The following is a 22,049-nucleotide window of genomic DNA, read 5'->3' on the forward strand; positions in this document are numbered from 1 at the left end:
TCACCGGTTTCTGAAACACGTTCTAGAAAATATTCGAGAGATTTCTATCCGCGCACGTCATGGACGTGGTGCACGAGGTCGTGCAAGAAGTACCGACCCAGCGAGGTGACGGTGAACAGCGAACCGTCGCTGCGCGCGCCCCGCAGATCGAGCCGATCGGCGGGCACCGCACCGAACGCGGCAGCCACACGGTCGGCGGCGAGCGCCAACTCCCGAGCGACCACGGCGGGGTCCTGCTGGTCGTAGCGATCGGCGACGGCGGTCGCATCCTGATCCCAGTTCTCGAACCTGGGCGCCTCGACACCGTCACCGTCGAGCATCAGCGCGAGCCGGGTGTCGAAGATCCGGCACACATCGCGCACGTGCGCACCGTATTCGAGGACCGACCAGGTCAGCTCGTCGGGACGCACTCGGGCGTCGTCGCGTTCGAGCGCCGAGCCGATCCGGGTGGCGCTGTCGAGAACCACCGCGGGGACGGCCGAGTACGCGGTGGCCTCGGCATCGAATCCACACTCGGAGCAGGCGCGTTCGAGGACCCAGGTCCAGTTCTTGGTGTCGGGGACGATCATGGAAGTCAGCCTAGAATGTCCTCTTCTTGTGCTCCATCAATATCGAGCCAACTATCGGCGAGATCCGGCATCACTCGGCGAGCTGGTCCGCTTGCTCGAAGAGTTCCAGCGTCACCGCGTGCAGGAAGTCGCCGACCGGTTTCGGCGCCTTACCCGCGAACGCCCGCGCGTAGGTGCCCTCGAGGACGATGCCCAGCTTGAAGCAGGCCAGCACGGTGTACCAGGTGACGGCGCTCAGATCGCGGTCGGAGAACTTGCCGTAGTGCTCGATCATCTCCGCTTCGGTCGGCAGACCGCCGACGGTACCGAGGGTGCCCATCAGGCCCGCGCCAACGGTGCCGGGCTCGGGCCGGGTCGCCAGCTGCCAGCCCAGGTCGAGCAGTGGATCGCCGATCGTCGACATCTCCCAGTCGACCATCGCGGCCACCTCGGGGCCGTCGTAGTCGAACATCATGTTCGCCAGGTGGCAGTCGCCGTGCATGATGCCGGGCGTCCAGTCCGTCGGCCGGTGCCGCTCGAGCCAGTCGCCGATCCGCTCGACACCGGGGATCTGCGAGCCTGGGTAGCCCTCGTTGGCGTTGTAGGAGTCGAGCTCGCGCAGCCAGCGTGGCACCTGCCGCTCGAGGAAACCCGCGGGACGGCCGTAGTCGTCGAGGCCGAGCGCCTGGTAGTCGAGGGAGCCCAGCCGGGCGATGGCCTCGACCGCGGACAGACCCATCTGGCGGCGGATCTCGGGATCACCCGCGTGCAATTCGGGCAGTTCCGTCTGCGGGTTGAAGCCACGGATGGGCTCCATCAGATAGAACACCGCGCCGATCACCGACTCGTCGTCGCAGGCGGCGATCACCCGGGGCGAGCGCACCTCGGTGTCGGCGATCGCGCGCAGCAGTCGTGATTCCCGGCCGATCACCTCGTTGCTCTTGGCGCGCAGATGCTTGGGCCCGCGCCGCAGCACGTACTCGCGCCCGCCCCGGGTGAAGCGCAGCATCACGTTCTGGGTGCCGCCGCCGAGCGCGGTGACCGCGTCGAATTCCGTCCCGGGCAAGCCCTGTTCGTCCATCCACCGCCCGATCGCCGCGAAATCGGCGATCGCCGGATCAACATCGACAGGTTGAGAAACAGCCATGCCGCACATTGTGCCCGGAGATCGGCGGGGACTGCGCGGGAATGCGCACGCGCACGCCCGGCGTAATGTTTCTGCCACGATGCGCACGCTCTTGATCGACAACTACGACTCGTTCACCTACAACCTCTATCAGCTGATCAGCGAGGTCAACGGGAGCGAGCCGACCGTCGTGCGCAACGACGAGGCCGACGGCTCCTTCGACCTGGATCAGTTCGACAATGTGGTGATCTCGCCCGGACCCGGCCGCCCGGACCGCGCCCGCGACATGGGGGTGTCGACAGCGCTGATCGCGCAGACCGATCTGCCGCTGCTCGGCGTATGCCTCGGCCATCAGGGGATCGTGCTCGGCGCGGGCGGAACAGTGGAACGCGCGCCGCAGGCCAGGCACGGTTTTCTCGATCAGGTGACCCATGACGATCGGGATCTGTTCGCCGGTCTGCCGCAGGGCTTCACCGTGGTCCGCTACCACTCGCTCGCGGCGCGGGAGCCGCTGCCCGCTTCGCTCGAGGTGACCGCGTCGACCAGCGATGGGGTGATCATGGGGGTGCGCCATCGGGAGCGGCCACAGTGGGGTGTGCAGTTCCACCCCGAGTCGGTGTCGAGCGAATTCGGCGCCGCGCTGCTACGCAACTTCGCCGATCTCACCAAAGCGCGCACGCGGGTAGCCGCGCCGGTGGTCGTGCGCGGACCCGCCGTCGTGGCGCCCGTGTCACACGAACGCTCGTTCCGCTTGCGGCACAAGGTGATCGAACGCGCGATCGACACCGAAGCGATCTTCCTGCGCCGTTGCGCCGACGCTCCGAGTGCGTTCTGGCTCGACAGTGAGCACGTCGAACCCGGTCTGGACCGGTTCTCCTTCCTCGGCGACGCGAGCGGACCGCATGCCGAAATCGTCGGCTACCGGGTCGGCGACGCCCGCGTCACCGTGACGGACATCGAGGGCACCCGTACCGTCGCGGGCACGGTCCTGGACTATCTCGATCGCGAACTCCGGGCGCGGCACTGCGAGACGCCGCCGCTGCCCTTCGATTTCGCGGGCGGCTACGTCGGCTATCTCGGTTACGAGGTGAAGGCCGACTGCGGTGCGAACATCGCGCACCGCTCCCCCACCCCCGATGCCCAGTGGATCTTCGCCGACCGGCTGATCGTCGTCGACCACGAGGCAGGGCGAACCCACCTGCTCGCCCTGTGCGAACCCGCCACCGAGAGCGACGCCGAGCAGTGGCTGCGCGAGACTTCCGAATCTCTCGACGATCTCCCCACCTGGGTCAATCCCGCCGACCTGCCCGTGCCCGCCGATCCCGACGCCGTGCAGGCGAATCTGGTGCGTGGCCGCGACCGCTACCTCGCCGACATCGCGGTGTGTCAGGACCGGCTGCACGCGGGCGAGTCCTACGAGATCTGCCTGACCGACGCGGTCGCCGTCGCCGCGGCGCCCGAGGACGGATTCGCCTTCTACCGGCGACTGCGCCGCTGCAATCCGGCGCCGTACGCCGCGTACCTGCGCTTCGACGGTCTGGATGTGGCGTGTTCCTCGCCGGAACGGTTTCTGAAGATCGACCGGGACCGGGTGGTCGAGAGCAAGCCGATCAAAGGCACCGCCCCGCGTGGACGGACCGCCGACGAGGACGAGCGCCTGCGTCGCGCGCTGGCCGACGACCCGAAGACCCGGGCCGAGAACCTGATGATCGTCGACCTGTTGCGCAACGACCTCGGCCGCGTCTGTGAAGTGGGTTCGGTGCACGTCCCGAAGCTGATGGACACCGAAACCTATTCCACCCTGCACCAATTGGTGTCGACCGTGCGTGGCACGCTGCTTCCCGACGCCGGGGTGATCGACTGCCTGCGCGCCTGCTTCCCGGGCGGTTCGATGACCGGCGCGCCGAAGCTGCGGACCATGGAGATTCTCGACGAACTGGAAACCCAAGCACGCGGCATCTATTCGGGCACCATCGGTTTCCTCGGCCTGAACGGCACCGCCGACCTCAACATCGTCATCCGCACGGCCGTCCGCTACGACGACGAGTGGCGGATCGGCGCGGGCGGCGCGATCGTCCTCGATTCCGATCCCGAGGACGAGTACGCGGAGATGGTGCTCAAGGCGGCGGCGACATTCCGGGCTCTGACTCCCGAAACGTGAGTTCGACGCACCCGCGGCGACACCGATTGGGCCACATCGCTGCCGGATCGGACGACCTTCGAGGAATCAGCGTCGCCGACGGCCGCGTTTGTCCGGCTCCGGCTCCGGTGCGGGCTCCTCGCCCCCACGCCCGGTGATCCGCCCGAGCAGCCCGACACCGGGCAGCTTCGCCACCGCGCCGAACACGTCCTCACCCAGGGAGATCATCGCCTCGAGCCGTGGCAACAACCGGTCATAGGTGGCGAACACCGGATCAGCCAGCGCCAACGTGCGATCGAGCCGATCGATCGTGCTGTTGAGCCGATCGACCGCGATCGACAGGTTCTCCACCAGATCCGGCAACTGCGCGGCCAGCTGCGCCGACGCAGGCGGCAACCGAACCGCCGCATCGAAGGCATACCCCGCAGTCTGCTGAGCAGCATCGATGGCCTGCCCCGCCGCAGTCTGCGCCGCCCCCACCGCCGCCTGCGCCGCCGACAGCAAATCCGCCCCCGGCACCTTCCGCGCCTGCGTCGCCGGAGCAACGTCCTCCGCGCGTCCCCGCTTCCTCGGGTTCGTCATGACACCACTGTGCCGCACCCACGCCCCCTACGCAGGGAACCGCACCCCCGCTCACCTCCGTGTCCGACGTAGAACACTCCCGGCCCCGCACGACCCGACCTCGAGGAGGGTCCGCCGCGAAGCGGCGGTTCGCGGCCGTCCCGCTGTTCAGGTGCCGTTGCGTAGGCGACGAAGGAGCAAGCAACGGTGCCTGAACAGCGGGACAGGCGGGGCCGCGAACTCGAGCGCGCCAGCGCTCGAATAAACTCTGTCGGACCCCCATGACATCATGCGAGCACCATGGAACTACGCAAGGGTGCGCACGCGCCGGTCCCGACATCGCTTCTCGCCGTGGTCGTTTCATGGCGGTCAGCGCATACCGTAGACGCGCACGCCCTGCTGGTCACCGAGTCGGGCCTGGTCCGCGCCGACCGGGATTTCGTCTTCTTCAACGCGCCCCGACATGCTTCCCAGGCGGTGACTCTCGACCAGGAGCCCGCCCCCGGCACCGCGCGCCTGAGCATCTCACTGCCCCGCACCGAACCCGACGTGGCGCGCATCGTCGTCAGCGCGTCCCTCGACGACGCCACCTTCGACCAACTCCTCGACCTCACCTTGACCGTGCACGCCGCCGACGGCCCGATCGCCCAGTTCACCATCGACGGCATCGAAGACGTCCAGGCGATGATGTTCGGCGAGTTCTACCGCCGCGACGGCCAGTGGCGGTTCCGCGCGATCGGCCAGGGTTGGTCGGGCGGACTGGCCGGACTTGCCAGTGAATTCGGGGTCACGGTCGACGAGCCCACCACCGGACGCCCCGGCAGCACACCCGACGACAGCTCGCGGGTGCCCGCGCGCCCGAATGGGGCACCCACCGACGCCGCCCGCGCCGCCGATCGCGCACGGTTCGCGAGTGTGCCGTCACGACACGACGCGTCGGCGTCTGCCGCCGATCTGCCCGACGCCGATCACCGGGCGAACTGGGCGTCGTCCCCTGGATCTGCGGATCCAGCCGCATCGCGCCACGACGGACCGGCGTCGTCGCGCCCACCGGCCCTGTCCCGCCGCGTCATCGACGTGCCGCCCCCACCACCGGTCGACCCGGAGGTCGCCGACTGGCACCCGGACCCGGAAACCCCCGATCGACTCCGCTGGTGGGACGGGGACGAGTGGACCTCGAGCGTCCACCCGCACATCCACGACCACCGAACCCGCTGTACCCGCTGTGGTAACCCCTTACGGCGCAAGTTGTTCGGCGGTCACGGACCGTGCAAGAACTGTGCCGCCGAAATCGAGGAGTTCCTCACGCACTGGCGCAACCGGGCCAGGCGCGTCCTCGCGGGCCCCGGCACTATGTCGGTGGAATGGACCGAGGTGTGGGCCGCTCTGCGCTTCCAGCGCATCGACGAGGAGCGCGGCCGAACACTGCTGCGCGAGGCGGGTCTGACCCAGGTCGAGCGGATGGTCGCCTTCGCCTTCGCCGACGGTGAGGTGTTCGCCGAGGAACTGGACGCCTTCGAACACGTGGTCAGCGAGCTGGCACTGTCCGGCGGCATCGTCGACGATCTGCGTCGCCGAATGCATCGCGGCCGCACCCTGTCCCGCTTGCGCGCCGGCGAACTGCCCACCGTCAACACTCCCGGTCTACACCTCGACCCCGACGAACGCGTGCACCTCGATCTGCCCGCCGTACACATCCGCATGCTCGCGCGCGGCCCACGCAATACCGAGGGCCGCCTGATCGGCAGTTCCAAGAAGCTGCGTTTCGTCGGCGACGGTACCGGCATCGAACTGCCGTGGAACCGGGTGGTGTCGGTGCATCCCGAGCACGGCACCGTCGTGCTCGCGGCGACTTCGGCGCGCGGCGGCGCGACCTTCGGCGTCGCCGACCCCGACTATGTGGCGGCAGCGTTGGAAGGTGCACTGCGCGTATCGAAACGCCTGGTCCTGACGCCGGGACAGCTCGACAGCCGCAGCATCCCCCAGGATGTGAAAGCCCAGGTGTGGCAGCGCGACGGCGGCGCGTGCGTCGAATGCGGCGACGGCCACTACCTGGAGTTCGACCACATCATCCCGCTCAGCCGCGGTGGTGCGACGAGCGTGACGAACCTGCAGATCCTGTGCCGGGCCTGCAATCGCGCCAAGGGCGCGCGGATCTAACCGAGAATCGCGTTCATGATGGTGCCGCCACTGGTGGCGACGACGCCGCCGATCATCGCGCCCGCGATCATCTTCGGCGACTCCATCGCACTACCGTTCCACTTCTCCCAGGCGAACTTTCCACCGGCGACAGTGATGGCGAGCACGCCCGACAGGATCATGAACCAGGTCAGGTACTGAACCATCTTCATGATCTTGTCCGACAGCGGAGGCGCTTCCGGCGAGGGATTGCCGATCTGCGCATACGTGGTGATGGTGTCGGCCATCGACGTCAGAATGATGCTCATAGCCTGCTCCCCTATCGCGTGACGCGAACTGCGTTCCAGCCCTGCCGTATTCGATCGTGGTCCAGGATACGGGCGCGAACCCCCCGCACACCAACAAAACCGATCGGTACGGTCAGATGGGCGCCGACACGGTGGCACATGACCGGATACCATCAGTGCAGAGTTCATCGTCGTCCCGTTCCTCCGAGATACCGAGTGAGACCCCATGCTCCTGGCCGCCGTCACCGATACCTTGGCGCAGATCGGCAATCCGACCCCCGAAGCACCGCCACTGGCGGACAAGATCATGCAGCTGGTCAGGTACCTGACCTGGTTCATCTTGTTGTCCGGCATCATCGCCATCACTGTCGCGGGCGGAAAGTTCGCCTGGGAGAAGTGGACCGGCAGCTCCATGGAGTCGCCGAAGATGGTCGCGGGCGCGATGATCGGCGGCGTCGTCGCCACCAGCGCGGGCACCATCATGAACGCGATGCTCTAGGTTCCTGCTCCGCTCGGGACGGTCCGGATCAGCCCGGGCCGACTCGACCGGCTAGGAGCACATCGACCCGAGTTCTGTTGGAGTTCAACAGAACTCGGGCCTACCGGCGTGTCGAGTGTCGGCGCACAGCATCTACCTCCTGTCGTTCGGTGGGTCGGGTCGGCTAGGTGTAGAGCCGGTCCACGAAGGCGTTCAGGTTTTCCACCACTCGCTGGACCTTCTCCTGCGGCGTCAGATCCTCGCGATACCGGCTGCCCATCGACGGCCGCTTCTTGTTGCGCGCGTACAGCGAGCAGGCGAGATCGGTGCACATGTAGCTGCCGACCGTGTTGCCTTTACGCCCCGACTCGCCCGTCTTGCTCGCGGTCATCAGCGAAACGCCGCCGCCGGAATGCGTGGTGAGGCAGATCGTGCACATCTGTGTCTTGCCCGATCCGCCGGTCTCGTGCCGCAGCGCGACGCTGACCAGCCCGTCCTCCCGCGGCACCGAGATATAACAGCGCCCCGCGTACGAGGGGTCGGTCCAGCCGAGGAAGTCGAGATCCTCCCAGGGGCGTTCGCCGAGGTCACGCGGCACATTCAAGCGCTTGGCGTCGCCCTTCGAACAGTTGACGAACGACGACCTGATATCGCGTTCGGTAATGGGTTCCATGCGTTGATCCTTCCAGTCCGCACACTGCAAACGGTAGACACGCTAACGATCCCCACCTGCGGAGACAACCTGTTTTCCGGCCGCCGGTGACGAGCATCCCAGCCGATGGACCGGCTGTCAGCTGAGGATCCCCGCAGTGCGCGCGGCGCGCAGCCAGTCGGGGAACTCGCCGAGCAGCCTGCCGTACAGCTCGGCGTCGCTGATCTGGTCGATGTCGTCGAGGGCGAAGAAGCCCGCGTTGTCGACGACTCGGCCGTCGAGTTCGTCGAGGGTGCGCAGGACACCGAAGTTGGCTGTGCCGAGGCCGATGAACTGCCAGAAGGCGGGCAGGTGGGCGGCCTCGCGCATCAGGGCCGCGATCTCGCGCTTCTTCGCGAAGCCGCCGTCGGTGAAGAACAGCACGAGGGTGGGCTCGGTCAGGGTTTCGATGACCGCGCGCATGATCGGCAGTTCGTCGTTGCGGCCGCCGATGGCGTTGTAGTCGACGCCCTGGTGCGTGCCCTTGAGGTGGAGATAGGTGTGCGCCCACTGCTCCCCGCCCTCGACGGTGATATCGGGCAGTTTCACGTAGCTGAGCGCGTAGAGGTAGGCCTCGAGCACGCCGTCGTCATCGAGTTGCGTGGCGACCGGGATCATTCGCTCGACGACCCGATGCACCGTGCCTGCGCGATACATCTTCTCCATGCTGCCGGTCTTGTCGATCACCAGCACCACCCGCGCCCTGGCTCCGAAGGCGCTCTTGTCGATCAGCACCTTCACGACTTCGCGCTTGCGCATGTCCAGCTTCTGCCGCTTCTCGAACGACAGCGCCGCCTCGCCGGGAACGGTCCGAACCTCCGCGACCACGTCCGGCTCGTCGTCGACGCTCACCCCGTGATCGGTGACGCCGTGGAGCCGCACACCCGGCGCCTGCGGCTGATTGAAGAAGACGAAGTCCGCGTCCGAACGAACCTTCCCCGCCTCGGTCACCAGCAGTGCCGAGAGGTCGGCGGCCACGCCGCCCCGAACCGACAGCACCACCTCCCCCGAAGCCAAGCCCGCATTCTGCCCTTTGACCAGCGCAGCAGCCATCGCCATCCCTCTCATCACACCGTAATGCCCCACACCCTAGGCGAATACGGGCTAGATCCAGCCCTTCTCGCGTGCTTTGAGGGCGGCTTCGTAGCGATTGGACACCCCGAGCTTGGTCATTGCCGAGGACAGGTAGTTGCGGGTGGTACCCGGGGACAGGTGTGCGCGTTTGGCGATGTCCTCCACGGAGGCGCCGTCGGCGGCGAATTCGAGGACGTCGGCCTCGCGAGCGGTGAGAACGGTGTCGCCCGCGCTGATGGCTTCGGCCGCGAGTTCGGGATCGACGTATCGGCCACCGTTGTGCACCGACCGGATCACCTCGGCCAGCGTCGCCGCGGAGGTCGTCTTGGGCAGGAACCCGCGCACACCCGCCGCCAGGGCGCGCTTGAGATAGCCGGGCCTGCCATGGCTGGTGACGATCAGCGTGCCGGCGCCAGGGGTGATTCGGAGCAGTTCGACGGCGGTGTCGATGCCGTCGATACCCGGCATCTGCAGATCGATGACCGCGACGGCGACCGGCTCGCCGTCCTCGGCCCTGCGCCGCCACGCGGCGACGAGTTCCGTGCCGGAGCCGACGTGGGCGACGACCTCGAGATCGGGCTCCAGGCCGAGCATCGTCGCCATGGCGGCGCGGATGAGGGTCTCGTCGTCGGCGAGGAATACGGGGATCACTGCTTCTCCCAATGGATTTCGAGGGCGAATTCGTCGCCGGAGCCGGCGATGTCGAGCGTGGCGCCGACAGCGGCGAGTCGTTCGCCGAGGCCGCGCAGCCCGGATCGTTCACCGATCGCGCCCTGCGGTCGGTCGTTGCGCAGCGACATGCCGGATCCGCCGAGTGCGAGGGTCGCGGTCGTCGCCGCCGAGTGTTCGACGATATTGGTTGTGCCTTCCCGGACCACCCAGGCCGCGACTTCATGGAATGCCGCGGGCACCTTGGCCGCGTCACCCTCGACGACGAGTGCGCATCCCGCCGCCGACAGCAGTGATCGCGCCCCGGCCACCTCCCCGCGCAGGTCGATATTGCGGTAGCCGCGCACCAGGGTGCGCATCTGCCCCATCGATTCGACCGCCAGTGTTCTGACCTCTTCCATTTCCGCGGTCGCTCGATCGAGGTCGCCCGCTCGAGACAGTGCCACCGCCAGTTCGCTTTTCACCGCGATGGCCGAGAAGCCGCGTCCGACGACATCGTGGAGGTCGCGCGAGAAGCGCAACCGTTCCTCGGCGACCTGCAGTTGCGCCTCGATACCTTTGGTTCGCTCCAACTCGTCGATGATTCCCAGCCCCCACACGGTGAGCCGCGTCAACACGATCGCGAAGACCCCGGTGAACAGCAGCGCCGCCGCGCCCTGAAGGCCCGCACGGAGCGGGGTGCCGAAGACCACCAGCGGGGTGACCACGCTTAGGACGACCAGAATCCACCACTTGTGACGCGTGAACGGAATGACGGAGAAGATCGCCATCAACACCGCGGATACGCCCACCGTGCGCGCGCTGAGGACCGTCGCCTCGTCGGTGGCCACGCGGGCGACGACCCCGCTGATCGCCCACAGCGCGACCAGCATCGCGATGGCGACGGGCAACATCCGCGGCCGTGTCACCACACCGGGAACGGTGGCGAAATCGGGTTGTGCCTCCAACGCGAACCCGGCCGCGATGCCACCGGCGACGATCCCGAGCACCGACGGCACCGACTCGGCATTGACCGCCAGCACGACGACGAGCACGGCGATCACCGCCTGGAACGAGAGCCGGGTGTAGAGCCGGAACTTGGCGGCTCCCGACAGCTCGTGCCACCAGGCGGTCGCGCGCATCACCCGCGGTCGTCCCAGCGGAAGCTCTTGCGGGTCAGCACGAGCGCCAGCACGGTCCATAGCGCCAGTGTCGCAAACGGTCGGCCGGATTCGGTGACGGTGTCGGCGAAGCCGAGCGCGGCGTCGGATTCGGCGAACGCCGACAGCGTGCCCGACGTGCCGAGGGAGATGAGGTCGGAGACGGCGGCGAAGGGGGTCCAGTCGGCCACCTGCGCCAGCCGATCGGGCAGTACACCGCGGATCGAGGACATGCCGAGCATCGCGATGATCATCACCGGCAGCGAGGTGATCTGCGCGGCCTCGGCGTTCTTGGTGTACGCGCTGGTCGCCAGGGCGAGCAGTGAGAACAGCACGGTCCCGCCGACGAGTGCGACCACGATCGCCAGTGGGTTGACGGGCGCGGGGGCGCCGGTGCCGTAGACCACCACGGTGATCACAGCGGTGCACGCGAGCGTCATGATGGCGCCCGGGATGGCCGGAGCCAGCTGGATCTGCCAGTCGGCGGCCTCGCCCGTGCGCAACCGTTTCAGCACGCCTTCGCTGCGGCGGGTGGTGACCATCGACAGCACCGAGTAGTACTGCACGAACAGCAGGGCGAGCAGCGCCAGCAATTCGAAGGTCACCGCTGCCATCGCCGCTGTCGGCTCGGCGTCTTTGCGGGCGATGAAGAAGGTGGCCAGCGGAATTCCGATCGGGAACACCGTCGCCATGTAGACGAGAGTCTTGTTGCGCCGGAATTGCAGCCACTCCGCTGTGGCGAGCGCGGTGAGTGGTCGACGGCGAAATCCGCCGGCGGGCAAGGTGGTGGTCATCGTGCTCCGATCAGGGTGGGAGTGGTTGCCTCGGCGATATCGAGAAAGACCGATTCCAGGGATGCGGCGCGCGCTTCGAGTCCGGTCAGGAGCACACCTGCTTCGCGTGCCCAGCCGAGCAACTCGAACAGGTGGCCTTGTAGATCGTTGGTGCTGATGGTGACTCGCGCTTGCGCGTCGACGGCGGCGCCGCGGAACTGCGGCACGGGCAGGCCGGGGTGATCGAAGGCGATCCGCGCCGGATGGTCGTCGACGATGTCGCGCAGCGTGCCCCTGCGCGCGATCGCGCCCTTGTGCATGATCGCGATCTGATCGGCGAGCGCTTCGGCCTCGTCCAGGTAGTGCGTGGTGAGAACCATCGTCACCCCCGACGCTTTGAGGTCGGCGAGCAATTGCCATGTCCCCCGCCGGCTTTCCGGATCGAGGCCGGTGGTCGGTTCGTCGAGGAACAGCAGGCGCGGCTGTCCGAGCAGGGCGCAGGCCAGATCGACGCGGCGCTGCTCACCACCCGACAGCGAGCCGACCCGCACCCCGGTACGGTCGGTCAGGCCGACCTGCGCCAAGACGGCGTCGGCGGTGGTCGGTGCGGTGCACGTTCCGCGCCACATTTCCAGTGTCTCGGCGACGGTCAGCTCGGCGGGCAACCCACCCGACTGCAACATGATGCCGACCCTCGGGCGGACCTGGTCGCGGTGCCGGAGCGGGTCGAGGCCGAAGACCTCGACCTCGCCTGCCGATGGGGCGATGAGTCCTTCCAGCATGTCGAGGGTGGAAGTCTTTCCCGCGCCGTTGGTTCCGAGCAGCGCGAACACCTCCCCCTCGTGCACCTCGAGGTCCACGCCTTTGACGGCTTCGAACGCGTCGTCGCCGCGGCCGTAGGTTCGGCGCAGCCCGCGTGCGGTGATGACGTCTGTGTTTCTCATGCCCTCTACGGTGGTCGACGCGGGGCGCCGCCAGTAGTAAGCGCAGTCACCGATCCCCGATGGGATTCGCATGGGTCGGCCATGACATAAGTCATCGGTCCGCGGCGGTGCGCAGGAGTGCGACGCCGTAGGCGATGAACCAGGCCGACCAGTGCTGTCGCGAGGAAGGCGCCGTTCAGCGCGAGCAGGGCATCGTGCAGCGCCCACAGTGCGGCACCTTCCCCACTCGGCGTGCCCAGGGCACAACGGATTCCCGGCACCCTCCGCGAAGACCGCGCCCTCGCCCGCGAACTCCTCGCTTGACGATTCCGCCTCGGCCGACCGAGAACTTGCCTACTATCGGTCGTAGTAGACCGAATACTGGAGGGGCAGTGAGTGATCCGAACAAGACCGATCCCGGTCATGGCACCAAGAGGTCATCGATGGCACGGCTGGTGGAATCGTGCTCCCAATTCGTGAACAAGCGCGGCATCTACCTGGGCCGCCGATCGACGAAAATCCATGTGGCCCTGTACCGCCGGACCAACGGCCGACTGGGCGGTCACCTGCCCGCCTGGCCCGACGCCCGAATCCTGCTCCTCGACCACGTCGGCGCCAGAACCGGCACCCACCGAACCTCGCCCCTGATGTACCACGCCGACGGCGACACCATCGCCCTTGCGGCGTCCAAAGCCGGCCAACCAACCCACCCGGCCTGGTTCCACAACCTGAAAGCCAACCCGGACACCACGATCCAGATCGGCGCCCGGTCACACTCTGTCCGGGCTCGCGTAGCCACCGACGCGGAACGAAACCTGCTGTGGCCGAGGTTCATCGAGTTCTTCCCGAGCTACGACTTCTACCAACGCCACGCAGGCGACCGCAAGATCCCGATCGTGATCCTCACCCCTCGCTCCCAGGGCAATTTCCCAGCCATTTGCTGAAGCCACAACGCTTCCGGCAGGCATCATCAATGCATGAGTTTTACGGTGGCCTACCTGCAGTACGCCGGATCGGGTCCGATGCGGCACGAAGAGAAGCTCCTCACGGAAGGCCTCGCGAGACTCGACGTCCCCGTCCGCCACTACAGCCTGAAGCGCATTCACCGCAGGCAGTTGGCGTTGGGGCCCGGCATTTTCATCGCCGGGGACATGGATGCCATGCACGGCGCGATGCGCCAATTGGGCATCCCGATACCGCGACCCGACGACTACCCCGAAGTGCTGCGCGGGTTCCTGGGACGGAAGGTTTGGGCGTCGACACTGGGTGAGATCGAGCGCTCGATGGACGGCGGCTCCTCCCCGCCGGTCTTCGTCAAACCCGCGGACCGCCGAAAGGCCTTCACAGGCTCGGTCTGCTACTCGGAACACGATTTCGCGGCATGGGGGAATACCAGTCGGCGCCAGCGCGTCTGGTGCTCGGAGGTCGTCACCTGGGTTTCGGAATACCGCGTCTACGTCATCGGCCGGCAGATCGTCGCCGTCGACCACTACGAGGGTGACAACTCCGTGCCGCTGAACATGGAAGTAGTCGAGTCAGCGGTCACCGCCTACTACGGTTCCGGAACCGCCCCCACTGCCTACGCCATCGATTTCGGCGTACTGGCCAACGGTGACACGACACTCGTCGAGGCCAACGACGGCTACTCCCTCGGCGCCTACGACATCACCGCTGACCAGTACACCGCGCTGCTGATGCACCGATGGCGCGATCTACTCATGCCCGAGGCGCGGTCGACACGACCCACGAGCTTCTAGCGCCGACTCATCGACGACGGAGGGCGGGATCGAGCAGAGCTGGTGGGGTGTCGTGTTTTTCGTGTGGGGCGAGGTCGATGCCGGGGGCGACGATCGCGTCGATGGCGTCGAGGACGTCGGGCGGCAACGAGGTGTCGGCGGCGGCGAGTTGGGAGTGCAGGTGGTTCATCGTGCGGGGGCCGATGATGGCGCTGGTGACAGCCGGGTGGGCGGTGACAAATCCCAGGGCGAGTTGAATCAGGGTCAGGCCTGCCTGCTCGGCCAGCGCTGCGAGTTGTTCGACGGCGGCCATCTTGGCGTGGTTGGTCGCGATAGCGGTGTCGAAGCGGTCGGGCATGAAAGTCGAACGACTGGTGGCTATTTCGCGATCCGCGCGGATGGAGCCCGAGAGCCACCCGGATGCCAGCGGGCTCCAGGCGAGCACGCCGAGACCGTATTCCTCGGCGACCGGCAAGACGTGGGTTTCGATGCCGCGCTGCAGGATCGAGTAGCCGGGTTGTTCGGTGACATAGCGGCCCAGATGACGTTCTTCGGCCGCCCACTGCGCCTGCACTATGCGGTACGCGGGGAATGTCGAGGATCCGAAGTAGCGGATCTTGCCTGCACGCTGTAGATCCGTCAACGCCGAGAGAGTTTCCTCATCGCTGGTTTCGGGGTCCCAGCGGTGGATCTGATAGAGATCGACGTGGTCGACGTCGAGTCGGCGCAGGCTGTCGTCGAGCGCGGTGGTGAGCCAGCGGCGTGAACCGCCGCGATGATTGCGCTCCTCGCCCATCGGCATAGTCGCCTTCGTGGCCAGCACGATGTCATCGCGACGACCCGCGATGGCCTTGCCGACCAGCTCCTCCGATTCGCCCTGGCCGTACATGTCGGCGGTGTCGATGAGGTTGATGCCGCCGTCGACGGCGACGTCGATCATGGCGGTGACCTCGTCCTGCGTGGAATTTCCCAGCTTGCCGAAGTTCATCGCGCCGAGCACGAGCGTGCTGACCTGAACGCCGGTACGGCCCAGAGTGCGGTACTGCATGGCGGTTCCTCCCGGATGGGCTTGGTTCGGCTCGCCGATTCTGGCATCCTCGACCAAGCGGAACAATGTTCCGCTAATGAACATACGGAACGATGTTCCGTTTAACAAGAGGGAGGTCTCGTGGCCGACAACCCGACCGAGGCGCCGCGTCGGCGAGCCGACGCCCGGCGCAACCAGCAGGCCTTGCTCGACGCAGCCGCGGCCGCCTTCATCACCTCGGGCGTCGATGTCCCCGTCCGCGAGATCGCCGCCCGAGCCGGCGTCGGCGTCGGCACCATCTACCGCCACTTCCCCACCCGAGCCGACCTCGTCGTCGCTGTCTACCGCCACCAGGTCGAAGCCTGCGCGGAAGCGGGCCCGGCCCTCCTGGACGCCAACAGCTCCCCCCACGCCGCACTCGGCGAATGGATGACCCTCTTCGTCGACTTTCTCACCACCAAACACGGTCTGGCAGAAGCACTTCAATCCGACGCCGCCACCTTCGAAACCCTCCACACCTACTTCCTCGACCGCCTGGTCCCCACCTGCGAAGCCCTCCTCACCGCCGCTGCCGCCGCAGGCGAAATCTCCCCCGACACCGACCCCTACGAACTCCTGCGCGCCGTCGGCAACCTCTGCATCGGCGGCAACACCCCCCGCTACAACCCCCGCCGAATGGTCGCCCTCCTCATCGCAGGGCTGGGCGTGCAGTAGACGCACCAGAGCTCCCCGGATCCGGCAGTCGTCATCGAAAGCCCACCTCGGCCGAGAGCAAGCTCGGCGGAATCATTATCGCGCGCAGCCAGGTTCGCTGATCACCCCTCATCGCGGGCCGAGTACGTAGGTGGCCCGAAAGCCTTGAGGAAGGTTGTTGTGGCGGCGTCGGAGATGGTGCGTAGCTCAGGGGTGGCGAGGGGGTGGGTGCCCAGTTTGGAGCGGGTGTCGATGCTCCCGGTGAGCAGGGCGGTGAAGTGGGTGGCCGCCAATTCCGGATCATCGAGCTGGAGGGCGCCCGCGAGCGCTAGGCGGGAGAGGCGGTCCGCGAGGGACTGGACTACTCGGTGGGGGACCTCGGCGACGATGTCGATCAGGTCGGGGAACTGTGCGGATTCGGCGGCGACCAGTCGTCGTAGCGCGCGGGATTCTTCGAGGCAGTAGCAGGTTGCCAGTCGCAGTCCGACCTCGCGCAGGGTCGCGGGCAGGTCGGTGCTGTCGCCGCGGAGTTGGTCGACTGCGGCCAAGTTGGCCGCCAGGGCCGCATTCGTAAGTGACTGCACCACCTGGCGAAACACGGTTTCCTTGTCGCCGAAGTGGTTGTAGACGGTGGCTTTCGCGACCTGCGCCTCGGCGGCGATCTCGTCGACGCGGGCCTGCGCGTAGCCCACTCGCGCGAAGACGGTGAACGCCGCCGCCAGCACCGCCTGCTGTTTGTCGATCCGTCCGCGAGGTGTGACCGATGGCGATCGGGTCGGATTCGAAGCCGCACTCATCGCCCGATCCTATAGCCGATTCGACCAGAATGGACTCATCACCCTGTTTACATAGACTCGTGAGTCTGTTTAGACTCATGAGTATAGATAAGCAGCCCGCACAGTGCAGGCATCGAGAGCTACCGAGGAGATTCGTGTGAAAACCGTGGTCATCACCGGCGGAACCGACGGCATGGGCAAGGCTCTCGCGCTGACGTACCTGGGCCGCGGTGAGCAGGTGGTTGTCGTCGGCACCAATCCGCGGAAGGGCCGAGCGATCCTGACGGCGGCCGCCGAGATCGGGGCGGAACAGCGCGTCGAGTTCATCCAGGCGGACCTGAGCCTGGTAGCCGAGAATTGGCGGGTGATCGAGCGGATTCGGGCGACACATCGAACTGTCGACACACTGGTCCTGGCTGCGCGCTATTTCCGCGCGACGCGGTTCGTCACCGAGGACGGATTCGAAGCCAACTTCGCACTGTTCTATCTGAGCCGTTACCTGCTCGGCCACGGCCTCGCCGACCGACTCGATCAGGCCGAAGCACCGGTCATCCTCGACCTGTCCGGCCCGGGCGGCGACCTGTCCCGAATCCGCTGGGACGACCTGCAATTCGAGGAGTCCTACAGCCCCGACGAGGTCATGGGCCAGTGCGGCAAGCTGAGCGACCTACTGGCGGTGGCCTTCACCCGCCGCCACCTCCACCGTCGGATTCGCTACATCCTCCTGCACCCAGGCCTGACATCAACCGCCTTCACGGGCGAATACGACGCCGCCAGTGCGGCGTTGGTCGCCCGAATGCGAGAACAGGGCCAGCCCGTCGAAGCGGCCCTGCGCCGCATCCTCCGCCACCTCGACAACCCGCCGACCGCCCCACTGTCCGCATTCATGCAAGACGACCCGGTCGACGTCGACGGCGAACCCTTCGACCCCGAAGCCGCCGACCGATTGGCTGATCTCACCGGGAAACTATTGCTCCAGGCCGAATAGGCACTGAGAAATCGCAGTTCAGGAGGGGGAAGTGGGGCGGGTGGGGCTCGAACCCACGACCAGCGGATTATGAGTCCGCGGCTCTAACCGACTGAGCTACCGCCCCTCGCCGCGGGGGTCTCCGCGGGCGAGTCGCATGGTACCCGGCGGAGTGCGGGGTTGACCACTTGACGCGGTGGTCGTGTCGGGTCGGCGGGCACGAGAACGGCGATCGGGGTCGCGGCTTCCGAGGAAGACGCGGCCACCGATCGCCGTGGTGGTGCTACACCCGGGGGTAGGGTTTACGAGCTTTTAGCTCGCTGGCCTTCCCGCGCTCGTACATCGCGTTCGCGACGTTCGATGTTGCCCCCTGGGTTGCTGGCCAACTTGATGACTCCAACTACCAACAACAGAACCGCAGCTATCACTGCGATGATTATCAGTCCCTGCACAGAACATAACTTAACGTGTATTCCGTTGCAGCGCACAACAAGTTACAATGACGCGCCGACCGTCAACAAGGTACGACCGAGGGCGGAGCGGCTTTCGATCGCGGAGTGAGCCTGCCGCACCTGATCGATCGGGAAGGTTTGCCCGATCACGACTTCCAGCCCACCCCCGGCGACCGCTTCCTGAGCGCGTGCGGTGATGCCCACCCAGTCCACATCCTTGCCGACGATATCGAACAGACCGAGCACCGTGACACCACGCGCGGCAGCGGCATCGGCGTCGCCCGTCGCGAAATCGCCTGCGGCGGAACCATATCCGAGGAAGAGACCGGTATCGGCGGCGGCGGTCAATGCCGCGCCACCGAGGGCACCACCTGCCCCGTCGAGCACGACCGCCGCTCCCCCGCCGGTGATCTCGCGGGCCCGGTCCTCCCAGCCGTCGACGGAGTAGTCGACGACCGCGGTGGCGCCCAATCGCGTTGCGAGCGCAAGCTTTTCCGGTCCGCCCGCCGCGGCGACAACCTGCGCGCCCGCCGCGACCGACAGCTGGATGAGCAGCGTGCCGAGGCCGCCCGCGGCGGCGGTGATCAACACCCACAAATTCGGTTGCACGCCGGCCCTGTCGAAGACCGCGAGCGCGGTGCGACCGTCGTGGGCCAGGCCTACGGCCTGCTCGGTGGTCAGCCCGTCGGGGATCTCGGTCAGGGTGGCGGCCTTGGCGAGGGACTTCTCGGCGTAGCCGCCGGTCGGCAGGCCACCGCCGATGCCGCTGGCGGCGGTCTGGGTGACGACGCGCTTGCCGAGCCAGCGGGGATCGACCTCGGCGCCGACCGCGCTCACCACTCCACCGATCGCGCCACCGGGGACGTAGGGCAGGCTCAGCGGGAAGTAGTCCTGACCCCACCCGCTGCGCAGCCGGGTATCGAGGAACATCACGTCGGCGACCTCGACGTCGACGACCACTTCGACCGAATCCGGTTGCGGCGTGGGGACTTCCACCAGGTTCAGGACCTCGGGCCCACCGAATTCTTTGACCTGCACTGCGCGCATCGCGACTCCTTCGTGGTGTTGACCGAACGAGTCAAGGATGGAACCTGAAGTCGAGTTCAGGTCAAGCGCACTGGGACACAGGTCACACGATCACGAACCGCCGCCACAGCTGCTACTGCTGCCACCCCCACAGCTGCTGCTACTCCCACCGGAGCAACTGCTGCTGCTTCCACCGCTACAGCTACTGCCGCTCCCGCCGCCGCAGCCGCTCCCCCCGCCGCAACCGCTGTTCGAGCCTGCACCGCAGCCACCGGACGGGCTGCCCGGGTCCCACGGCTGCCCCGAGGTCCCGTCGACATACCCGGCCATCCCGGCCGACCCAGCCACCCACCGCCGGTCCAGCCGGCGCGCGTTCTGCGGCTGACTCGACTTCTGGATCAGCCACACGACGGTCGTCACCACCGCGCCGATACCTACCGCTATGAAACCGAGCACGATCACGAGCGTCAACACCATGTTCGCAGGCTAACGCCAGAACCCGGCCACAGCACCCCCACCGTCAGTGGCCTTACAGTGAATTGTGGCGTTCTCTTTCTCCCGGCCCGGCAGACGGCAAGTCGACCTTCCCACCGTCGACCGCACCGTCGCCGCCCTGGCCTTCCCCGAAGCGATCTTCAAAACCTCGCCCTGGCAGCCTCGCGAACTCGTGGAAACCGGTCTGCGCCAATGGTTACGGTGCTGCGGCGCCGCACTTCGCGACGACCAGGTGATCGGCATGCCCTCGCACGCGGTCGACGAGGCGTGGCACGGTTTCATCCTCTGCACCCAGCTCTACGCGACGTTCTGCGAGCAGGCCTACGGACGTTTCCTGCACCATTTCCCCGAAGGGGTCGGGGAGAGCACGCAGAGTCACGGCACCATGGTCGAACAGCTGGGCCGCACCGTGGTCGCCTGGTCGTTGGTGGCGCGACCCGATGAAGAGTGCGTGCTGTGGGACCTGGACCACAAGGTCGGCGTCGAGAACGCGTGGGGCGTGGACGCCCGGCACGTTGCCGCCGTGCAGGAGCAACTGCGCCGGGCGTAGTGGCCCTAGACCAGCTTCATCCGGCGCGCCGCGAACCGCACCGCACCGGGTGCGATCCGGTTGATCCGGTACTGCACCCACGACTCCGGCGTCACCGGCACGATGTCGCGCCCGGTCCGCACGGCCTTCACGATCTGCGCCGCCACCCGGTCGGGGGTGTAGCCGCGCCGTTCGTACAGCTTGTCGAACTTCTGCTGCGCGGCGGCCTCCTCGTCTGCGGAAACGCCCGAGATACGGGTGGTGGCAACGATATTCGTGTGCACGATGCCCGGGCACACGGTCGACACCGAGATACCACGGTCGGCCAGTTCGGCACGCAGGCAGTCGGAGAACATGAAGACCGCCGACTTGCTGGTGGCGTAGGCCGCCATGTCGCGCTGCGGACTGTAGGCGGCCATGCTGGACAGGTTCACGATGTGCCCACCGAGCCCGCGATCGGCCATCGCCGCGCCGAAGGCCCGGCAGCCGTTGACGACACCGCCGAGGTTGATCCGCAGTACGCGGTCGAATTCCTCCGACGGAGTATCGAGGAATCCGCCTGCCTGGCCGACACCGGCATTGTTGACCAGCACATCGGGCACGCCGTGCGCGGCGATCACCGTGTCGGCGTGCGCGCGCACCGCGTCCTCGTTCGACACATCGAGCGAATAGGAGTGCGCCACACCACCTTCCGAGGCGACGAGCTCCGCGGTGGCCTTGGCGGCGAGTTCGTTGACATCGGAGACCACCACGTCGGCGCCCAGGCGCGCGAAAGCCAGCGCGGTCTCCCGGCCGATGCCGCTGCCCGCGCCGGTGACGACCACCAGCTTGTGTTCGAATTCCCTTCGCGCAGCCCCCACTTCGGCCCTGGCCAGTCCGCGCGAGACACCGGCGCCGTCGAGCGCGTCGATCAGCTCGGTGGTCGCGGTCGCGAGGAGTTCCGGATGCGAGAACGGCATCCAGTGCCCGGCGGGAACGTCGCGACGCCACAGCCGGTCGGTCCACTTGCCCGAATCGTCGTAGCCCGCGGGCCGCACGGCGACATCGCGTCCTGCCACGATCAACTGCACCGGCACCTCGGTGCGACGCTCACGCGGGGAGAGCATGCGCGCCACGATGTTCGCGCGATAGATGAGCAGCCCGTCGACCATGTCACGGCGGAAGGTCGGTCCGAGCTTCACATTGGCGGCGGGAGTGTCGTTCATGATCGACACCGCACGCTGCCACACCTTTTCGGTGCCGATGGCGTTGAATGTCGCGCGCGGCAGCCCGGGAGTCATGAAGAAGAAGGTGTATGCCGAGGAGGCCAGCTGGGTCATCGGCTGCCACACATTGCGCAGGGTGGGCCGGGAGAGCCGGTCACGCACCCAGGAGGACAGGTGGTCGAGGTTGGGGCCCGAGACCGAGGTGAACGAGGCGACGCGCTCGGTGGCCTGCGGTTCACACACCGCTTCCCACACCTGCACCGAACCCCAGTCGTGGGCGAGCACGTGCACGGGACGGTCGGGACTCACCACGTCGATCACGGCGTAGAAATCGCGCGCGAGTTCGTCGAGGCGGAAGTCGCCGGTGCGCTGGGTGCGAGTGGATTCGCCGTGACCACGGGTGTCGTAGGCGACCACGTGGAAGCGCTCGGTGAGCAGCGGAATCACCCTGTCCCACAGGTGGTGGGTGTCGGGCCAGCCGTGCACGAGCACGACGGTGTCGGCGGCCGGGTCGCCGTATTCGAACACGGCGATGTCGAAATCACCGCTGCGGACGGTGCGCTGGTTCGCGGGCTGCGGGCTGTCGTTCGTCATG

At 67.1% G+C, this 22,049-nt stretch carries 22 protein-coding genes and 1 tRNA gene; 8 read left to right on the forward strand and 15 right to left on the reverse strand.

The window, feature by feature from the left end; translation table 11 throughout:
• Window positions 1-44: 44 nt before the first annotated feature.
• On the reverse strand, window positions 45-569 hold the full coding sequence (locus tag ACFVJ5_RS28390) for a DinB family protein (protein ID WP_379224684.1): 525 nt from the start codon (window positions 567-569) through the stop codon (window positions 45-47).
• 70 nt (window positions 570-639) lie between these two features.
• The gene (locus ACFVJ5_RS28395) at window positions 640-1,704 is read right to left on the reverse strand and encodes a phosphotransferase family protein (protein ID WP_379224686.1); all 1,065 of its coding nucleotides are present in this window, start codon (window positions 1,702-1,704) and stop codon (window positions 640-642) included.
• Between the two features lie 70 nt (window positions 1,705-1,774).
• On the opposite strand from ACFVJ5_RS28395, the gene pabB reads away from it, so the two are divergent.
• Window positions 1,775-3,835 carry an aminodeoxychorismate synthase component I gene (gene pabB / locus ACFVJ5_RS28400; RefSeq protein ID WP_379224687.1) on the forward strand — a complete coding sequence of 687 codons (2,061 nt, stop codon included), beginning with the start codon at window positions 1,775-1,777 and terminating at the stop codon, window positions 3,833-3,835.
• A gap of 66 nt (window positions 3,836-3,901) precedes the next feature.
• Here the strand turns inward: pabB and ACFVJ5_RS28405 are convergent, their stop codons facing one another.
• A complete protein-coding gene (locus ACFVJ5_RS28405; RefSeq protein WP_379224689.1) occupies window positions 3,902-4,396 on the reverse strand; it encodes a hypothetical protein in 495 nt (164 codons plus the stop codon).
• A gap of 279 nt (window positions 4,397-4,675) precedes the next feature.
• On the opposite strand from ACFVJ5_RS28405, the gene ACFVJ5_RS28410 reads away from it, so the two are divergent.
• The gene (locus ACFVJ5_RS28410; protein WP_379224691.1) at window positions 4,676-6,535 is read left to right on the forward strand and encodes a TerD family protein; all 1,860 of its coding nucleotides are present in this window, start codon (window positions 4,676-4,678) and stop codon (window positions 6,533-6,535) included.
• Here ACFVJ5_RS28410 and ACFVJ5_RS28415 read toward each other — a convergent pair.
• Window positions 6,532-6,822, reverse strand: coding sequence for a hypothetical protein (locus ACFVJ5_RS28415; protein WP_378637732.1), 291 nt, complete (start codon window positions 6,820-6,822; stop codon window positions 6,532-6,534). The two genes, ACFVJ5_RS28410 and ACFVJ5_RS28415, sit on opposite strands and share 4 nt — an antisense overlap.
• A 205-nt stretch (window positions 6,823-7,027) precedes the next feature.
• On the opposite strand from ACFVJ5_RS28415, the gene ACFVJ5_RS28420 reads away from it, so the two are divergent.
• On the forward strand, window positions 7,028-7,300 hold the full coding sequence (locus ACFVJ5_RS28420) for a hypothetical protein (RefSeq protein ID WP_101469239.1): 273 nt from the start codon (window positions 7,028-7,030) through the stop codon (window positions 7,298-7,300).
• Between the two features lie 163 nt (window positions 7,301-7,463).
• Here ACFVJ5_RS28420 and ACFVJ5_RS28425 read toward each other — a convergent pair whose 3' ends face one another.
• From ACFVJ5_RS28425 to ACFVJ5_RS28450, 6 genes are all read right to left on the reverse strand, one after another.
• Window positions 7,464-7,952, reverse strand: coding sequence for an FBP domain-containing protein (locus tag ACFVJ5_RS28425; protein WP_379224693.1), 489 nt, complete (start codon window positions 7,950-7,952; stop codon window positions 7,464-7,466).
• 117 nt (window positions 7,953-8,069) lie between these two features.
• Complete coding sequence (locus ACFVJ5_RS28430) at window positions 8,070-9,023, reverse strand: VWA domain-containing protein (protein WP_379224695.1); 954 nt, start codon at window positions 9,021-9,023, stop codon at window positions 8,070-8,072.
• A 51-nt stretch (window positions 9,024-9,074) separates the two neighbouring features.
• Window positions 9,075-9,695: a response regulator gene (locus ACFVJ5_RS28435; RefSeq protein ID WP_379224697.1), complete on the reverse strand. Its 621-nt coding sequence runs from the start codon at window positions 9,693-9,695 to the stop codon at window positions 9,075-9,077.
• Complete coding sequence (locus ACFVJ5_RS28440; RefSeq protein ID WP_379224699.1) at window positions 9,692-10,834, reverse strand: sensor histidine kinase; 1,143 nt, start codon at window positions 10,832-10,834, stop codon at window positions 9,692-9,694. The genes ACFVJ5_RS28435 and ACFVJ5_RS28440 overlap by 4 nt, the downstream gene beginning before the upstream one ends.
• A complete protein-coding gene (locus ACFVJ5_RS28445; RefSeq protein WP_379224701.1) occupies window positions 10,834-11,646 on the reverse strand; it encodes an ABC transporter permease in 813 nt (270 codons plus the stop codon). Before ACFVJ5_RS28445 ends, ACFVJ5_RS28440 begins: the two co-directional genes overlap by 1 nt.
• Window positions 11,643-12,569 carry an ABC transporter ATP-binding protein gene (locus ACFVJ5_RS28450; protein ID WP_379224703.1) on the reverse strand — a complete coding sequence of 309 codons (927 nt, stop codon included), beginning with the start codon at window positions 12,567-12,569 and terminating at the stop codon, window positions 11,643-11,645. The genes ACFVJ5_RS28445 and ACFVJ5_RS28450 overlap by 4 nt, the downstream gene beginning before the upstream one ends.
• A 371-nt stretch (window positions 12,570-12,940) precedes the next feature.
• Between ACFVJ5_RS28450 and ACFVJ5_RS28455 the strand changes: the two genes are divergently transcribed.
• Window positions 12,941-13,492, forward strand: a complete 552-nt coding sequence (locus tag ACFVJ5_RS28455; RefSeq protein WP_379224705.1) for a nitroreductase family deazaflavin-dependent oxidoreductase — start codon at window positions 12,941-12,943, stop codon at window positions 13,490-13,492.
• Between the two features lie 33 nt (window positions 13,493-13,525).
• A complete protein-coding gene (locus tag ACFVJ5_RS28460; RefSeq protein WP_379224707.1) occupies window positions 13,526-14,305 on the forward strand; it encodes an ATP-grasp domain-containing protein in 780 nt (259 codons plus the stop codon).
• Window positions 14,306-14,312: 7 nt separating this feature from the next.
• Here ACFVJ5_RS28460 and ACFVJ5_RS28465 read toward each other — a convergent pair whose 3' ends face one another.
• Entirely contained in the window at window positions 14,313-15,332 is a 1,020-nt protein-coding gene (locus tag ACFVJ5_RS28465; protein ID WP_379224709.1) for an aldo/keto reductase, read from the reverse strand.
• A 120-nt stretch (window positions 15,333-15,452) separates the two neighbouring features.
• Here ACFVJ5_RS28465 and ACFVJ5_RS28470 point away from each other — a divergent pair, with 120 nt between their 5' ends.
• Window positions 15,453-16,025, forward strand: coding sequence for a TetR/AcrR family transcriptional regulator (locus tag ACFVJ5_RS28470; protein WP_379224711.1), 573 nt, complete (start codon window positions 15,453-15,455; stop codon window positions 16,023-16,025).
• 101 nt (window positions 16,026-16,126) lie between these two features.
• Here ACFVJ5_RS28470 and ACFVJ5_RS28475 read toward each other — a convergent pair whose 3' ends face one another.
• The gene (locus tag ACFVJ5_RS28475; protein WP_379224713.1) at window positions 16,127-16,801 is read right to left on the reverse strand and encodes a TetR/AcrR family transcriptional regulator; all 675 of its coding nucleotides are present in this window, start codon (window positions 16,799-16,801) and stop codon (window positions 16,127-16,129) included.
• A gap of 136 nt (window positions 16,802-16,937) precedes the next feature.
• Here ACFVJ5_RS28475 and ACFVJ5_RS28480 point away from each other — a divergent pair, with 136 nt between their 5' ends.
• Window positions 16,938-17,768: an SDR family NAD(P)-dependent oxidoreductase gene (locus ACFVJ5_RS28480; protein WP_379224715.1), complete on the forward strand. Its 831-nt coding sequence runs from the start codon at window positions 16,938-16,940 to the stop codon at window positions 17,766-17,768.
• A 32-nt stretch (window positions 17,769-17,800) separates the two neighbouring features.
• Here the strand turns inward: ACFVJ5_RS28480 and ACFVJ5_RS28485 are convergent.
• Both ACFVJ5_RS28485 and ACFVJ5_RS28490 read right to left on the reverse strand, forming a co-directional pair.
• A tRNA-Ile gene (locus tag ACFVJ5_RS28485) sits at window positions 17,801-17,874 on the reverse strand.
• A 367-nt stretch (window positions 17,875-18,241) separates the two neighbouring features.
• Window positions 18,242-19,246, reverse strand: coding sequence for a zinc-binding dehydrogenase (locus ACFVJ5_RS28490; RefSeq protein ID WP_379224717.1), 1,005 nt, complete (start codon window positions 19,244-19,246; stop codon window positions 18,242-18,244).
• Window positions 19,247-19,766: 520 nt separating this feature from the next.
• On the opposite strand from ACFVJ5_RS28490, the gene ACFVJ5_RS28495 reads away from it, so the two are divergent.
• Window positions 19,767-20,270 (forward strand): hypothetical protein, encoded by a 504-nt coding sequence (locus tag ACFVJ5_RS28495; RefSeq protein ID WP_379224719.1) that lies wholly within the window; start codon window positions 19,767-19,769, stop codon window positions 20,268-20,270.
• 5 nt (window positions 20,271-20,275) lie between these two features.
• Here the strand turns inward: ACFVJ5_RS28495 and ACFVJ5_RS28500 are convergent, their stop codons facing one another.
• Window positions 20,276-22,048 (reverse strand): SDR family oxidoreductase, encoded by a 1,773-nt coding sequence (locus ACFVJ5_RS28500; protein ID WP_379224721.1) that lies wholly within the window; start codon window positions 22,046-22,048, stop codon window positions 20,276-20,278.
• Between the last annotated feature and the right edge of the window lies 1 nt (window position 22,049).

The organism is Nocardia sp. NPDC127606 (genome assembly GCF_042671725.1).
Lineage (GTDB): Bacteria > Actinomycetota > Actinomycetes > Mycobacteriales > Mycobacteriaceae > Nocardia.